Source organism: Pseudomaricurvus sp. ABR4_320 (genome assembly GCF_056159445.1).
Genome location: NZ_JBSWVF010000026.1, coordinates 1 through 15990 on the forward strand (window position 1 = coordinate 1; position 15990 = coordinate 15990).

Here is a 15990-nt window from a genome sequence, read left to right on the forward strand (position 1 = left end):
TAGGTCGAAAATTAGTTGTATTTTCTGCCAAGCCTAACGTAGTTAACAATTAACATCAGTCTTCAAATATTCATTTGACGTACTTTTGAGTCATAGGCAGCTTGCCTAATTGGCGACGGCTTGGGGTCCCATAGTTGATGCGCACTCATATAGCCATAATTCATCATCTGAAGGATGAACCTTTTTGAATTGATCAATGCTGCTCCCGTAGGTAAATCCAGCGTCATTGGCATTTTCTTGATGGTTATCTTCTTATACTCTTTCGGTGTTGTATTTAATTGATTATTAACAATCCATTCGTTCACTTTTGCTATCATTTTAAGCTCGTGTTCGACGAGAGAATTTTGCCAAAGTTCGTCCTTTCTGTCCGCTCGTTCCTCGGAAGTTGAGGGTATTTTCTCTCGCAGTTTGGGAAATACCTCTACTAGCCAAAGCTCGTCTATGCCTTTTTCTATCATGACGTTGAGAGGAGGGTTGGTTCCCCATGCTCCGTCACAATAGGTCCCCGCGTTATCGCCAGAGGTGATGGTTGTGAGACCATTGATATCATCTAACGATCCAGACGCTAATATGGCGTCTAACGAAAAGTCGTGTTCGGTAAATACTTTTATATCTCCCCGTAGAATATCCGCAGCTCCTAACGCTAAACCTGGAACGTTCGTAGCTTGGTCGCGCTTTAATTTCCAATCATCAAAAGGAATGTAGGTTTTGACCCACTCCTTGAAGAGGTATCGTATTATTGGGGTTTTAACATGATCTGATGTAAGACGATAAACGGGATTGTACAATGCGAGTGAGTTAGCAAGTTTTGATAGTTGAGCAATCGTAGCGTTGGGTATTGTTCCCCAAGCGTTGTGTAACCACTGCTTTTCGAGAATAGCAGGCGCATCCTGCATTTTATCGGTAAGTGTTAATCCCCAACATACGGAAGCGACCAGCGCTCCGGCAGATGTGCCTGAAAAGGCGACAAAATCATTTTTTTTAAAGGCGTCATTTTCGACTAGATATTTAACAACACCGGTGCCAATTGCACCTGCCGGAAATCCACCGCCTTGGAATGCCAACCCGACTTTTTTGGGGTGATGACTCATCGTCAGAGTCCTGTATAGTGGTAAGTAATAGTTATATTGTCTTGCTAAGATTAATTATCTTTATTAGCGAATGCTTCCCCCAAATGGGGTAATTTGACGAATAAATGCTTTCTTGATTAATAGATCATTTACTTCAAGATTATTGAATATTAAAAAGGCTGACTTAGGGCATGGGCCGCGTATTCATAATACATGCCTTTTCTAGAGACCTACTTCATTTGGGGGGGTATAAGCAGTCGGGAGCCGGGCGCGATAAATCTCTTCATGCATTGGAAAAATATACCGAGCTGAAAACCACTTGGATTCAGTTAAGGGGATTAACCTGTAACGGGTTAACGGCTGGAGTGAGCTAAACCCGTACCAGAACTAATAAACAGTGTGCCGCCAATGCGGTTGAGATAGCGTCCCCGTTGGTCTGATGTAAACCAGTATCGGGCACTCTTGGCAATCCAGGCATAACCAAAATGAATGGTAATGACCAAGACGCTATAGGTGGTGATCAACAACAGAAATTGCGCCGTGGCGTTCACGCTGTGATGAACAAACTGAGGCAGTACCGAGATAAAGAAAAACACTGCCTTTGGATTGGTGAGCTGTAGAAAAAATCCTTCTAAAAATCTCGTACGAAGTGATTTATTTTCAACGCGCTTTTGGTCAAGTCTTAAACTGGGAGAGCGCCAGAGTTTGATGCCTAGAAAGATCAGATAGGCAGCACCAACAAATTTTATAACAGTAAAAGCAACACTAGACGTTGCCAATAACACTGCCAATCCTGTTGCTGTCATTCCCGCCAAGATAAACGTCGAAAGGGCGATGCCGAAAATTCCAGGGAGCGCGCCTTTAACACCAAAGCGCAACGCGTTAGTGATGGTCAGGACAACACCCGGGCCTGGGCTCAGAACGGTTATAAAAGCAATCAAGCAAAAAAGTAGATATCCATTCATCGATAATGATTGTCCTATAAAACGTTGATACGTATTTTTGAATAGGCTATAGAGATGTAAACGTATCGCGGTATTTGCTGCAAAACCATTGGTATCATAACGGATTTTCAATTTGCTATTTACATGCTATTGAAATCCTGCCTGGGCTTGTAAAAACATTATTTCTTAACTAAGGCATCTCTCGATGCGCTGAGAGTTTTCTGCAAGTAGCCGCAACGGGTTTGCTATCGATAGAAAATAACGTTTTGCTGCGTGAATTATATTTCACTAGGCGAAAAGTATAATCAAAAGCATCGAAAAGCCAGAAGTACACTCTTGAGTTTAGCGAGTCAGCAGAGACAAGAACCCGGCAGTATTGCCGTCAAAAAAGGCTAGGCAAGACAGACGACGGTGAGATACAATTTTTAACGTATAAGACTATAAAAAACATATGCTTTCGTTGTTACTCAGATGCTTAGCCTTACCCGTGACTTTGATCATGGATAGTGATGGTCGATCTTGCTAGCCAAACTGTTTCGTAGGGTTTGTGGTTTTTTGGCCACTGAAAAATCGGCAAAGATTGCAGGTCTGCGTAGGAAGCGAACAGGAGGTAGCCGCTATGGCCCCACTGATTACACCACGCGAACTGCCCACTTGGGTGCCAGGAAAAATATTATCAAACAGCGACGGTCAAGGCTGGAAAGATGTTGCTCATCGCGCTTACCTTTACACCGGTCTTGATGTGCCAATCCCTGCCATGGACTGTTTTATGATTGTCCGTTACCGTGGCGGCAATACGCCAATGGATCGCTGTGTTGAGGATCGCTGGACCCGTAAAACCTGTGAACCTGGAGATTTTTCACTGCTGACTCGATCAGCCTATTCTCATTGGCACTGGACCCAGTGCATCGATGTCGCCCATACCTATCTTTCTGAATCCCTTATGTCTCGGGTCGCCACTGACATTGTCGAGCGTGATGTTGCGGAAGTGCGATTACATGACGTTCTTCAGGCTCAGGACCCGATCGTCACGCAGATAACAGATTCAATTACGGCCGAAGCTCAGCAACAGGGCGTGGGTGGGGCGCTTTACGCTGAAGCTCTGTCAATTCAGTTGGCGGTTCATCTCATTCGGCAGTATGCTGAGGTTAGCTTTCGGGGAGAAGTTGCGTCGGGAACCTTATCGCCAATGCTGATTCGCCGTCTTGACGAATTTATCGATACCCATCTACACGAAGGTGTGACCATTGAGCGTATGGCTGCAATCGCAGGATTGGGGGTGTGGACCTTTACCAAGCATTTTCGTGAGAGTACGGGCATCTCTCCCTATGAATATGTCATTCGTCATCGTGTTGAACGGGCTGTTAGATTACTGACGTCAAGTCGAAGAGCCATTAAAGAAATAGCGGCCGATTGTGGATTTTCTGATCAAGCCCACTTGACCCGCGCCTTACGCGCCCGTCAGGGGATGACTCCGGCCCAACTGCGGCGAACCAGGAGCCAGTAAAAAAGCGTGGTAAAAGTAAGGCTAATCGCGAAAGTAATAGCGTTAAGGCACTTGGTCTAATTGTGAATATACGCTGGTGATTCTTGGTGTAAAAATCACCAGCGTGTCATTAACGTTCAGGTCGTGACAATAGGTTTAACAGGTTACGATCCAATTCTGCAATCATATTGTCATCGGTTCCAAATAAGGCGAGATGGCCGTCTATGCTGCTCAAAGGATGAAATTCACTACCGGCGATCAGTTGCTGTTCCGCGAGGCAGTCATTGGGTGGGAAAAACATATCGTGACTGATTGGCATCACGAAAGTTTCAGCGGTGATACGGCTCAGGGCTTCAGTAAGACTGCCACCTGTATGCAGACTGACATCGCCTCTTTGCCATTTCCACGCCATGCAGAGTAGATTGTTTGGGTCCATGGGGCCGAAATATCCGCTCATAAATTCGTCGACAAAGGCGTGCATGTTGGCAAATCCCATGACTCGATGACGTCCGACGCGAAAGAACTCGGTACTCCAGCCCATCACAGCCCAGAGCTTGGCGTGACGTCTTAAACCCTCTGCGGCGTCGGTTGAGGAGTGATAATGGCCATTGCTAAATCTCGGATCTGTGGTGATCGCTTCAATGAGCGTCTCCGCATAGAGAAAATCGTGTTCGGTATTCTTTGCCGTACCAGCAATAGGTGCTGCTCTCAGGACCATGTTTGGATAGCTCACCGCCCATTCATAGGTTTGTTGTGCTCCCATAGAGCCGCCAACTACCAGTTGTAATTTTTCAATACCAAAATGCTCAGTAAGCAAACGATGCTGAGCTCGAACATCATCGGCGATGCGTACCTTTGGAAAATCCGGACCGGAGATAGGCGCTGGGGCATTGCTGGGAGAAGTGGATAATCCATTACCAATTTGATTGACCACGATAATACAGTAACGGGAGGGGTCCAGCGCGTGACCTTCCCCAATGTAGACATCGCCCATGATTTTGCTGGTGCCGGAGTACCAGGTGGGAATCAAAATGGCATTATCTCGAGCCTCGTTGAGCCTGCCATGTATGGCGACAGCAAGCTGACAGTTGTCGATAGCACCGCCTTCTTCCAGCTCGAGTCGCCCAATATTGATTAACTCAAAGGGTCCGTGGTTATCCTGCGTATAATAATTATTCACTGCAAGGTCTCCTAGTTGAAATATACCGGCCGTAGCCGGGAAAATGGTCTGGTTAGCGGGCGGTATAGCCTCCGTCGATCACCAGTTCTGAGCCAGTGACCCAGCGGGCCTCGTCGGAAGCCAGATAGACCGCTCCCCAGGCAATATCGTCGGGATCACCTGTACCATGCAGGGGATGCAGCGCATCCAAGGAGGCTTTGGCTTTATCCAGGTCCATCCCGGCGTTAATGGCATAACGTTTAACCAGAGAAGTGAATACGAAGCCGGGATGTATGGAATTGAAGCGAATCTTATCTTCAGCATAGATAAGTGCATCGTTCTTAGTCATCAGCCGAACCGCACCTTTGGCGGCGTGGTAAGGTGGAATATCTCCTCCACCCACCAGACCATAGATCGATGAAATATTAACGACGGAGCCGCCAACAGCGCGACGCATGGCTGGTATAACGTGCTTGGTGCAAAGGAATACGGCAGTGGCGTCAATATTCATGACGCGGTTCCACTCTTCCAGACTAAGCTGGTCAGTGGGAATGTTATCGCCTTCGATACCGGCATTGTTCACCAGGATATCAAGCTGGCCAAACTGCCATTCAACCGTATTCATCGCTTCCTGAACTTCATTTTCGTCAGTGACATCGACGCGAACGTATAATGCTTTACCGCCATTGGCTTCAATTCGGTGGGCTAGTTCGGCGCCTTTGGTATCCATATCCAGAATACCAATGGCGGCGCCATTTTCTGCCATACGCAGGCAGGTGGCCTCGCCGAAGCCATTGCTGCCGCCGGTAACCACAGCTACTTTGTTTGCGAGTCTACTCATGTTGTATGCCTCTCGAGACTGGGATCAATGCATCTGAAAACCGGGATAGCCATCGCGGGCCAATTGATCGCAGCGTTTGTGGTAATCGCCTACGCCACCGATATAAGACAGCAGGCGTCTGGGCTTGCCTTCCACGTTGGATCCCATGTACCAGGAGTCAGTTTTCACCACGAGAGTTTTAGCGGCGGTGGCGTCGTGATGGCGCACCCATTCGTCCTCAAATTCCGCGCTGGCCTCAACCACTTGATTACCGTTTTGTAATGCGAAATCGATACACTCGGTGATCCAATCCACTTGTTGTTGCAAGCATGTTGTCATGTTGCAAAGCGCTGCGGAGGGAGCCAGTGGTGCTCCTGTGGTAAACAGGTTAGGGTAGCCATGTACCTGAAGACCCATGGATGTGCGGATTTCCTGTTGCCACTGAGATTTGAGCGAGCGGCCTTCGCGTCCACGGATATCAATGCGCGACAGTGCGCCTGAACCCGCGTCGAAGCCGACCGCCATGATGATCACGTCTACCTCGTGGATCTTACCGTCAGCGGTTTCGATGCCATTAGCGACGATGCGGGTGATGGGAGATTGTTTGCAATCTACCGTCTCGACGTTATCTTGTAGGTAGACTTCAAGATATTTATTTTCCAGAGGTACGCGGTGAGTTCCGAAGCCATAGTCTGTAGGGATCAACAACTCGCAAAGTTTTGGATCGTTGCCGAGACGCTCGCGCATTTTTTCCCGGACAAATTCTGAAACTTCTTCACCGATGTTTTCATCAAAGAACATTTCAGGAAACGAAGCCAGCCATAGCGATAGAGAACCATCCTCCCAAAGATTTTCCAGTACTTCTATGCGTTCTGCGGGCGTCTTTTCTTCCCAGGGACCTGCGTCAAAGTCGTAGTCAAAACCGGCGAAGGTTTCTTTGACTCTTTTTTTAAGCTCATGGAAGCGTGAACCCCATTGATCCCAATCGGCTTTCGTGTACTTGGGGTTGCGCATGGGAATGACATATTGTGGTGTACGTACAAAGATTTTTATGGAGCCCACCTCCGGCGCAATGGTCTGGATCACCTGAATGCCGGTAGCTCCAGTACCAATAACAGCGACTTGCTTGCCTTTGAGATCCACCGCTTGTTTGGGCCAGAGAGCCGTGTGATAAATCTCACCTTTAAAATTGGCTTGTCCCTCGAAACGATCGGATAGCGGCGCTGACAGCATGCCGCAGCAGGCGATAAGAAATTGGGTAACGAGCTTTTCGCCGTCGGTGGTTTCGATTCGCCAAACTTCGTCAGACTCATCAAAGTGGGCCGCTGCGATGCGACAATTGAACTGAATATCCTTTTTAAGATCGAGCTTGTCAGCGACGTAATTCAGCCAGCGTTCGGTCTCTGGTTGGGCGGGAAAGCGTTCTGACGGTTGCCAGGATTTATAGAGTTCTTCGGAAAACCAGTATTGATAAATCTCAGCCTGGGAGTCAAAGCGGGCACCGGGATATCGATTCCAATACCAGGTACCGCCAACACCGCTGCCGGCCTCAAAGGCACGAACTGACATACCCATCTCCCGCAGCCGGTGCAGTTGATATAAACCGGCGACGCCGGCCCCGATGACGATGGCATCCAGATAGGTTCCGCCCTGTAGATCGACGTCTGTACTACCTTTGACTAAGGGGTGTTGCCTACTCATTGTTAGCTTCCTTATTTAGTTGAGTGTCTGGAACACAGAGTGGGTGACTGAGTGTCCGCGGCCGTCGTGTGATATACCTCGACTAGAAACTCAATATAGGGATGAGGGCCAGCGGCATCTTGTCGATTTATGGGGAAATTTTGAAAGATCCTGTGTGTAGTATGAGGTTTTCTGTAGAGAGGTCGGCGATTCACTATTAAGAAAATTGCCGACGTTCGGAGGCGTAACAAAAATGCTTAAAAGAGCTTGAGAATTCTTAAATTGAGACGATTGTCCTCGCGGAAACCGTTCTCCACATCGATATCTCTTCCATAGTTAACAATCAGTTGCGCTGTCGAGGTCAAAAACCACGCCGCGCCGATGTTCGCTTTGGTGGTTCTTAAGCGATCGTCCTGATCGATGTTATTGATTTCGGTTTCGCCGCCGAAGGCGTAGGAAAGGCCTGCTCTGAGGTCCAACTGATCGTTGACGTGGTAGCGTAGAAAAGATTGGAACTGGTACAGGGGTTTTTGTGCCAAGGTCACATCGGCAAGGCCAAAGTCCTCATTGTCACCAAAGAGCGTGGCGTCGGCTACCAGGTCCAAGGTGAGGGAATCGGTAACCGGGGTGATATAACCCGCTTGCAGAACAAATTTCCAGCGATTTTCACCTAGATTCAACGCATCATCGCTATCGTAATTTCCGGTGGGTAAAAACAGGTAGGGGGTTATTGCAAAATATTGTCCGGTCGTTGGTGAATTCTGCAGCCAGACCGAGCTGGCTAAAATTAAGTCTCCAAATCCATTTGCAGTACCCATGTCACGAATATCTTCTTTTGCTTCAAGCCTCCCAAAAGGCAATAAAAATTGGAAATTAACTCGATGGTTAGCGATATCTGTGTAGTGTACTGCTCTGACGATACTGACACTGGAATCGAGTCCGGCCTCCAGTGGTGCAGGAGTGCCACCACTGTATATGGCATCTCTCTGGGCGTGTTGAAAGTATACCAGTGCTAAGTTTGTGCCCTTGGGTAATGCTCCATAGTCTCCAGCATCGACGTCTAGAGATCGTGCAGGGCCGGCAGTAATGATAAGAATAAGACCAAGAACTCTGCAGATCAGGCTAAGCCTCTTGGGATTGGCGGATCCATTGGGTGAGCGAGAGGGGGGGTAATTCATGTTCGTTGACAGTCGATATCTGAGCGACCAACGCCTTGGATTTACGGTATTAGCCTGACTTGTTTGGTACATGGGTTGATCTCCTTTTCTTATTGAATTATGCGCCCGCGGCTTATCCTTTTCGTTGAAGACAGACAGTATTAAATACAGTGGCTAAGCCGGCGTGAGGGCGTGTTTAAATCTAGAAAAGTCGTCTGACTCGTATCTTGTTAATACTTGGAAAAACTTTGAATAAATCGGTGAAAAACCGAGGTGCTGGTTGGAAGTTGAAAACGTATATCAAACAAAATTTATTAAAAGGTCAGTATTCGTTACTTTTGGAATTTACGGTCGTCTTTTAGGTAAGGATAAACGACGGCGTTTTGTGTGAAAGTCCGAGGCTGAGTTAAAGCATAATATTGATTCGTTCGATAGCTTTCTTGGTTAGCCGTTGGCTCTTTCTATCGCCGCTGCAATCGCCGCCTTTGCCTGAGGACTGTTTTTCCAACAAGTTGTTTTTAATTGGGCGGCGACCATCCCGGTAATATCGGTAACCGTATATCGGCGAAGTTCAGCAAAGGAATTAATACCGATTTCTTCCAGGCGACGAATGAAGGTCGGGCCGACCCCTCGTAACGATAGTAGAGCTCGTCTATTTGCTTCTGAGAATCCCATTCGCGAATTACCCTAAATTTCGAGCAATTGTTGGACGCTAACTATGGCTATAGGGCAAGTTTCTTTGAGGGTTATTTTAGCCAGCTAATAACATTTCTAAAAAATGATTAATGTGCCAGAAAGGCCTTTGGTCATAAATCGTACGCATCCCGCTTAGATCATCCTGCCCTGTACTAAATTACTCCAGTCCTAGAATTTGTGTTTCTGTTATGGTATCCAAACAGTTGATGTTTTAAGCGGCATCACCGGTGCGGGATATTTATAGCGTGGCCGCAGCATCAATAATTTCGATGACTGTAAAAATGATGATGGTTTGGGTTCCCTGTAGTTTAGGGAACCCCTGATTAATGTTGGCGAGGTAGCCAGGGCAAGGCAAAAATGACCGAAAAGCAATGGGACCGATTTTTCGGGTTTACATATCATCAACAAGCATTTTGAGATCATTTTTAACGCAGCAACGGCTACGCAGGTAATTAATCATAGGTTTCTAAGGAATAATAGGTAATAGTTATGGATAATGGACAGGATTACGACAAGAGTCGGCCGCTTCGAGTTTGGCAGGAGCAGCGCAGTAGAGACACTCGCAAAGCCATCATGGAAGCCGCAACCCTTTGTCTTGTCGAACATGGTTACACGAAAACATCCGTCCCACTGATCGCGGAACTGGCTGGGATGTCTCGTGGTGCTATCCTGCATCATTTTCCTACGCGACTCGACGTGATTTCAGCTCTGATTGAACATCTCCATCGTGTGCGTCAAAGTGAGTGTGTGCGAGTCTTTGAAGCTTTGCGAACTCCTCACTCTCGCGTGGTGTCAGAAGCTGAACATCGCCATCGAGTTGAGGCCGCGTGGGCTCACGTTAACATGCCATGGTTTCTCGCTCATCAGGAGTTGTTAGCCGCCGCTCGCACGGATAGTGAGCTGTGGGGGATGATTGGGCCAATAGAGTCGAAGTTTGGTCGTGAATTCAGCGAGCTCTTGAAAGAGTTGTTTCCCGATTGGAAAAATGATGACGATTTTCGTTTGGCGATGGATTTGGGAATGCTTGTCTTGCATGGTATGAAAGCCTCTCCCATCGACGAGTTTGTTGAAGATCGCCAGCAGAAGGTAATCAGTAAATTAACCGAAGTGATTCATGAGATGTATATCTCTCACCGATAAATGTGCCGCTTTCAACATTTAAAAAGCTAACAGGACACTGGCTAACACCTCTGTTTGAGTTGTCAGGTTGGGTCTGTTGCCATTCAATAAGCAAGGAGCGATGATTGCAAGGTTTTCACATCCCCGAACTCACGGGTAAGCATGTGCGATTGCGCGGTCATGTTGCCGCCGATTTTGAGCCCTCAGTTGACATGTGGGAATCTCCCTCGGTCTACAAATATATCGGTGGTAAGCCGTTGTCTGCGCACGAAACCTGGTTGAAGATGTTGCGATTTCCTGGGCTTTGGGCGCTCTGCGGATATGGGTACTGGGCGATCGAAGAGCTGCAAACTGGGCGCTCCATCCAGATTTCTTCGGTCGTGGATACGCCACAGAAGCGATGGCACTGGCGTGTGATTGGCTGGATAACACTGCGGGATTGACACAGAGTTTTTGTGTCATCGAGGCAGACAATAGAGCCTCGATTCGACTTGCGGAAAAGCTGGGCTATGGCGACATTCGTCCTCAGCGTATCGATGGTGAAGCCGCCGTGGCACTGTTCCGTTCGGTTTAACGGTGACGGGATCAAGGCGGTGCCCACTCAGCCGTCTTGCCAGAACCTCAATATTGCTTTTATTGAGCTGCCCGATATTGCGACGGTATTTTTTAACCACTGGGTAACATCGGGCGATCGCTCGATTATTGGGTTGATCTCTCTCCGGCAGTGTTGCTTTGCGATGATCGCGTTGCGGGTGTCAAGGCGCCTGCAAATAGGGTCATGATCAAGGCAACACCTGCAACCAATAAAAAGGCGGCCGCTAAAGACGTCTCGTGGGCGATGAAGCCGATTGCCGGTGGACCAAGCAGAATTGCACCGTATCCCAAGGTGGCGATAGAGGCGATAGCTTGTCCTGGAGGGACATTGGGATCATTGGCGGCGCGGGTAACCGCCATTGGAAAAATGGCAGCGTAACCCATTCCGATAAATACAAAGCCAACCAATGCTAAATAAAAGGATGAGGTGGTGGCATAAAGACTGTAGCCGCCTGCGGCGAGTAAGCCGCTGAGTCGTGCGATAGGGGTAGGGCCAAAGCGGGTGATGGCGCGGTCGATCGTCAAACGCATGGCCACCATTGTTAATGAGAAGGCGGCGTAACCCAGAGTTGCCTTGGCTTCACTTGTCATCAGCACTTCTTTTAGATAAACGGCGCTCCAGTCGACTGCGGCGCCTTCGCCAATACCCGCTGCCAATGCGATAAATCCTACCAAAATAAGAGGGCCGCGAGGCACCGCAAACAGGGGTTGAGCATCGCTAGTGTCACTGACATCTGACGTCCACGAACCCATCAAAAAGGGCCCGAAGAGGGCGGCGACGATACAGGCTGCGAGAAAGAAGTGAAGTGCGGTCGAGATTCCGGCCGCAGAGGCGAAGTAGCCGCCTGCGGCAGCGAGTCCGGCACCAAAGCTCCACATCGCGTGGACCGAAGACATGACGGAGCGTCCCATAAACCTTTCGACTTCGCTTGCCCAGCTGTTCATCGCAACGTCCATTCCTCCGTGGCAAAACCCAAAAAGGAAAAGGGTAACGATCAAAAACATCATTGAATTGGCTAAGCCCAACAGTACGACAGCAACCAAGTAGATGACGGCTATCCAGCGGGTGACCCGCACGGCACCCCAGCGGTCCGAAAGACGGCCAGCCAGGGGAAAGGAGACCAGGGCACCAACGCCCAATGCGAGCAGCAGAAAGCCAAGGGTCTGTTCATTCAGATCTAAGCGATCGACAAATGCGGGAATTCGTGACGCCCAGCAGCCCAGCAGTGCACCACTGAATGCGAAAGCCGCGGCGACACTGCGCCAGGGCGTGATAAGGTTTAGCATCTTTTGTCCAAAAAAGGTTGTGGGGCCGCTAATAGCAGGCCTGAGTGATGACCGGGAGATGTTTCTAAGTCGGTAGATGCGGAAGACTCATCCACCCCAGCTCGTAAGCGGCGTGGGGATTGGGGAGTTATATGACCGGTGACAGACAATAAAAAGGCGCCATTGTCGGTAATCTTAGCGGCTGACGCAAGAGCTCGATTGGAAGCGTGATTGAAATAAAGAGAGGCTCAAGCCCGAGAGCAGGTTGCCCGATGAGGATTGATTGGTGTCAGCGGGCGGACTCTGCTGACAGGGTCGCAGAGTCCGTGTTTCGCCGGGATGATTAGACGATGCCCGATCCTGAATGACCGCTACTTGGCCGAGTTTCAGCCACCTGAGCGCGGTAACCGCTATCTCGGTAGCAGGCGATGGGATCGATCGCGCCGCCACTGCGTTGGCGAGCCATGGCCAGGATCGGCGACACGTCGAGATTAAACGCTTTCTTGAGGGTATTGCTGGCCATTAGAGCGTCATTTTGATCCTGGTATCCATATAACGCTTCGCGATCTACTATCACCGCTTTCACAAACGATCGCTGAACTTCGGCGGCGGAGTTGATTAAGCTTTCAATCGGGTCTGTGACGTTGTGGGATTGATCCAGCATGTAAGCAGGGTCGAATCCTTCTTGCTGGCGATAGCTCGCATCAACCAATTCGTTAAAAATCAGGAACTGCTGATAGGGGTGCAAAGAGCCACTGTCGAGATCGTCATCGCCATATTTGCTGTCATTAAAGTGAAAGCCCGCTAACTTCTTAAATTGAATCAGGCGCGAAACGATCATTTCAATATTGACATTGGGTGCGTGGTGACCAAGATCGACCAGCGATTTCGCCTTGGGTCCTAATTCCATTGCGCAAAGTACGCTGGTGCCCCAATCTTGAATGACCGTGGAATAGAAGGCGGGTTCGAACATCTTGTGTTCCAGAAACAGCGACCAGTCGTTTGGTACAGCGTCATAGATGGTTCGAGTGCTCTCAAGATAGCGCTCTAATTGCCGCTGAAAATGGGACTGGCCGGCGAAGTTCGAGCCATCGCCGATCCAGACCGTCAGGCTATTGGAGCCGAGCGCTTTGCCCCATTCAATACACTCCAGATTGTGTGCTACGGCCTGTTCGCGTACGGCGGGATCGGTGTGGGTTAGGCTGCCAAACTTATAGGAGAGTGCTTGGCCGGGTTGATCCTGAAAGGTGTTGGAATTGATGGAATCAAACGTGAGACCCAGGCTGTCAGCATGCTGTCTAAGTTCGGAAAAGTCGTTGACTTTATCCCACGGGAAATGCGGTGACACTTTCGATGTACAGCGAACCATTTGCTGAATGACGGCGCAGTCTTCCAGTTTCTCAAAAATATTTCGCGGCTCGCCTTCACCCGGAAAGCGGGCAAAGCGAGTACCACCCGTGCCGGTTCCCCAGGAGGGTACAGCGACGATAAAGGCGGCTGCCTGCTCGGTAATGGCATCGATATCGATACCATCCCGTTGTAGTTTTTCTGCCAAGGCACCGTAGTCTTTCTCAAGATCGGCTGACAGTGGTTGATTGTGTTCGGCGACAAAGTTGGTATCGATAAGAGTTTTCATTGTTATATATCCTGTCGTTATGCGCCTTAGCGCAGGAAGGCTTCGTGCAGACCGCCATCGACGCTGATGATCTGTCCCGTCGTTTTACTGAGTTGTCCGGAAATCAACAAATACGCCACTTCCGCTTGATCCTCTGGCGTAATGGGTTTTTTGGTCAGCGTACGCTGAGCGTAAAAGTTCGCCAATTTTTCGCGAAGTGTGTCGTCGGAGTCTTCCTCAGTAAACGCGACTGAGTATTTGCTTAGAGATGCGATGACCCGATCCCGTGGAAACATGGTACTGCCTTTGACGACTGTTGCTGGAGCAAGGCCGTTTACATTTATCAGTGGCGACAGCTCAATCGCAAGTTCGCGGATAAGGTGGTTGGCTGCCGCTTTACTGGTATCGTACGCCAGCGATCCTTTTTTAGCGACGGCGCCATTGACGCTGGTGGTTAGCACCAAGGCTCCGTCCATATTTTGAGATCGCCAAACTGTGTCGGCTTCGGTTGCCACAATGTATCCACCTTTGACATTTACCGCGTAGCTCACATCAAACATGGCATCGTTGCTCATACCATTTTGTCCTGGAGCAAGGAAAACACCGGCGGTCACGATAATTTTATCGACGCCCCCATAGGCCAGGGTAACCTGCTGTAGCATCGCCTGCACACTGGCCCTGTCTGTGATATCTACGGCCAGCGCGATCGCTGGGCCACAGCTTGAAATACCGGTTCCGGCAACGCCAATTCCCACTCCGTAGGTTTCCGTCAATTCTGCTGCGGTCGTTTCTGCCGCTTCTTGGCGAAGGTCTGCGCAAACGACATGGGCGCCTTCTTTCGCGACACGGTGTGCGGTAGCTTTACCGATGCCGTCACCGGCCCCAATAACGACCACAACGTCGCGAGCCAATGGTGCCTCTTTCGGCATGCGCTTGAGTTTGGCTTCTTCTAACAGCCAATACTCAATATTAAATGCCTCTTGCTGTGGCAGTGCAGCATATTTATCAATGGCTTCCGCTCCACGCATGACTTCAAGTGCACAATTGTAAAATTCTGCGGTGACACGGGACTCACTTTTGTTTTTGCCCCAGGCAATCATGCCGACACCTGGAATCAAACAGATAGACGGGTTGGAAGGGCGAATGGCGGGAGAGCTGTCATGCTTACAGGTTTCGTAGTAAGCCATGTAGTCTTCTTTATAGCGGGCAATGCCTTCTTTTAGAAGCTCTTTAAGCGTTGCGATACTGTCGGATGCCGGATCCCATGCAACGTACAGTGGCTTGATTTTGGTGCGAAGGAAGTGATCTGGGCAGGAGGTGCCAAGATCGGCCAGACGCGGAGCATCGTTGGAATTGACAAAGCGCAGGATGCTGTCGTCTGCTTGTACGGTGCCAATCATTTTAGCTTCGGTAGACACAAGGCCGCGCAGAAAAGGCAGAATTTCAGACAGCAGGCTGTCACGCTCAGTTGCAGGCAGGCTGGTATATTTCGCTCCACCGAAGGTTTGCTCGCCTCTGTCCCTATCATCGATATAACGTGCAGCACGTTCGATAATTGATAAGGTCAGATCGTAGCAGGCCTTGTTGTCATTAGACCAGTTGATGACTCCATGACCTGCCAATAGGACCCCTTTGGCATCGGGATTTTCCTGGCAGATACGCTGTAGCTGCAGACCAAGATCAAAGCCAGGTCGCTGCCACTCACTCCATACCAGATCGCCGCCCCAGATTTCTTCGGTGAGCGCTTTTGAATTTTTACTGGCAGCCACTGCGATCACGGCATTCGGGTGCATATGGTCAACATGTTTAAACGGTATAAACGAATGCAAAGGTGTATCGATCGACGGTGCCCGAGGGTTTAGATTAAATGTGGTGTGATTAAACATACCCACCATGTGATCTTCTATCGGTGTTTTCGCGCCGTAGTTTTCCTCTTTGTAGTAGATATCCTGCAGGGCAAGCAGCTTGTCCTGATAGAGAGAGGAGAAATTCACTTTTTTAGACGTTCGTAAATCCCCCCCAGATCCTTTTACCCACAGCACTTCTACCTGTTCGCCCGTTAGTGGATCGGTTTCCATGAGTTTGGCGGAGGTATTGCCACCGCCTGTGTTGGTGATGCGCTGATCATTACCGAGAATGTTGGAGCGATAGACCAGTTTTTCGACGGGATCGAGTGTCTCTGCGATCGAGTCATCCCATGCGTAATTGACGTGCTGAAAAGGTGGGGTGTGATCTGACATTAGGCAATCCTGAGAGGTTTGGTTGATTTATTTTGTAAAACTATAAAACATCAAGATGATCAAATACAATCATAATATTGCACTAATGATCATTAAGGCGTTATCCTAATTTCATGTCGGGATGATTTGTCGAATCTGTCGGCA

At 49.1% G+C, this 15990-nt stretch carries 13 protein-coding genes and 1 pseudogene; 4 read left to right on the forward strand and 10 right to left on the reverse strand.

Annotation, left to right across the window (positions count from 1 at the left end):
- Positions 1-62: 62 nt before the first annotated feature.
- Positions 63-1091, reverse strand: a complete 1029-nt coding sequence (locus ACXAFR_RS25415) for a patatin-like phospholipase family protein (RefSeq protein WP_475182496.1) — start codon at positions 1089-1091, stop codon at positions 63-65.
- A 170-nt stretch (positions 1092-1261) separates the two neighbouring features.
- Here ACXAFR_RS25415 and ACXAFR_RS25420 point away from each other — a divergent pair, with 170 nt between their 5' ends.
- The gene (locus tag ACXAFR_RS25420; protein WP_475182499.1) at positions 1262-1444 is read left to right on the forward strand and encodes an aldehyde dehydrogenase family protein; all 183 of its coding nucleotides are present in this window, start codon (positions 1262-1264) and stop codon (positions 1442-1444) included.
- Here ACXAFR_RS25420 and ACXAFR_RS25425 read toward each other — a convergent pair.
- Positions 1424-2146, reverse strand: a complete 723-nt coding sequence (locus tag ACXAFR_RS25425; RefSeq protein WP_475182500.1) for a LysE family translocator — start codon at positions 2144-2146, stop codon at positions 1424-1426. The two genes, ACXAFR_RS25420 and ACXAFR_RS25425, sit on opposite strands and share 21 nt — an antisense overlap.
- Before the next feature lie 487 nt (positions 2147-2633).
- Here ACXAFR_RS25425 and ACXAFR_RS25430 point away from each other — a divergent pair, with 487 nt between their 5' ends.
- Positions 2634-3521, forward strand: coding sequence for a helix-turn-helix domain-containing protein (locus ACXAFR_RS25430; RefSeq protein WP_475182503.1), 888 nt, complete (start codon positions 2634-2636; stop codon positions 3519-3521).
- A 109-nt stretch (positions 3522-3630) separates the two neighbouring features.
- Here the strand turns inward: ACXAFR_RS25430 and ACXAFR_RS25435 are convergent, their stop codons facing one another.
- From ACXAFR_RS25435 to ACXAFR_RS25455, 5 genes are all read right to left on the reverse strand, one after another.
- On the reverse strand, positions 3631-4680 hold the full coding sequence (locus tag ACXAFR_RS25435; protein WP_475182504.1) for an alpha/beta fold hydrolase: 1050 nt from the start codon (positions 4678-4680) through the stop codon (positions 3631-3633).
- Between the two features lie 52 nt (positions 4681-4732).
- Positions 4733-5500 (reverse strand): SDR family NAD(P)-dependent oxidoreductase, encoded by a 768-nt coding sequence (locus ACXAFR_RS25440; RefSeq protein WP_475182507.1) that lies wholly within the window; start codon positions 5498-5500, stop codon positions 4733-4735.
- 24 nt (positions 5501-5524) lie between these two features.
- Positions 5525-7180, reverse strand: coding sequence for a flavin-containing monooxygenase (locus ACXAFR_RS25445; protein WP_475182508.1), 1656 nt, complete (start codon positions 7178-7180; stop codon positions 5525-5527).
- A 236-nt stretch (positions 7181-7416) separates the two neighbouring features.
- The gene (locus tag ACXAFR_RS25450) at positions 7417-8409 is read right to left on the reverse strand and encodes a transporter (RefSeq protein WP_475182510.1); all 993 of its coding nucleotides are present in this window, start codon (positions 8407-8409) and stop codon (positions 7417-7419) included.
- Positions 8410-8760: 351 nt separating this feature from the next.
- Positions 8761-8991 carry a helix-hairpin-helix domain-containing protein gene (locus tag ACXAFR_RS25455; protein WP_475182512.1) on the reverse strand — a complete coding sequence of 77 codons (231 nt, stop codon included), beginning with the start codon at positions 8989-8991 and terminating at the stop codon, positions 8761-8763.
- Positions 8992-9501: 510 nt separating this feature from the next.
- On the opposite strand from ACXAFR_RS25455, the gene ACXAFR_RS25460 reads away from it, so the two are divergent.
- Positions 9502-10152, forward strand: a complete 651-nt coding sequence (locus ACXAFR_RS25460) for a TetR/AcrR family transcriptional regulator (protein ID WP_475182515.1) — start codon at positions 9502-9504, stop codon at positions 10150-10152.
- A 191-nt stretch (positions 10153-10343) separates the two neighbouring features.
- Positions 10344-10705: pseudogene (locus ACXAFR_RS25465) on the forward strand (GNAT family N-acetyltransferase).
- A gap of 125 nt (positions 10706-10830) precedes the next feature.
- Here the strand turns inward: ACXAFR_RS25465 and ACXAFR_RS25470 are convergent.
- From ACXAFR_RS25470 to ACXAFR_RS25480, 3 genes are all read right to left on the reverse strand, one after another.
- Positions 10831-12090 carry an MFS transporter gene (locus ACXAFR_RS25470; protein ID WP_475182585.1) on the reverse strand — a complete coding sequence of 420 codons (1260 nt, stop codon included), beginning with the start codon at positions 12088-12090 and terminating at the stop codon, positions 10831-10833.
- A gap of 244 nt (positions 12091-12334) precedes the next feature.
- The gene (gene rhaI / locus ACXAFR_RS25475) at positions 12335-13627 is read right to left on the reverse strand and encodes an L-rhamnose catabolism isomerase (RefSeq protein WP_475182518.1); all 1293 of its coding nucleotides are present in this window, start codon (positions 13625-13627) and stop codon (positions 12335-12337) included.
- A gap of 26 nt (positions 13628-13653) precedes the next feature.
- Positions 13654-15846: a bifunctional rhamnulose-1-phosphate aldolase/short-chain dehydrogenase gene (locus ACXAFR_RS25480; protein WP_475182519.1), complete on the reverse strand. Its 2193-nt coding sequence runs from the start codon at positions 15844-15846 to the stop codon at positions 13654-13656.
- Positions 15847-15990 lie beyond the last annotated feature (144 nt).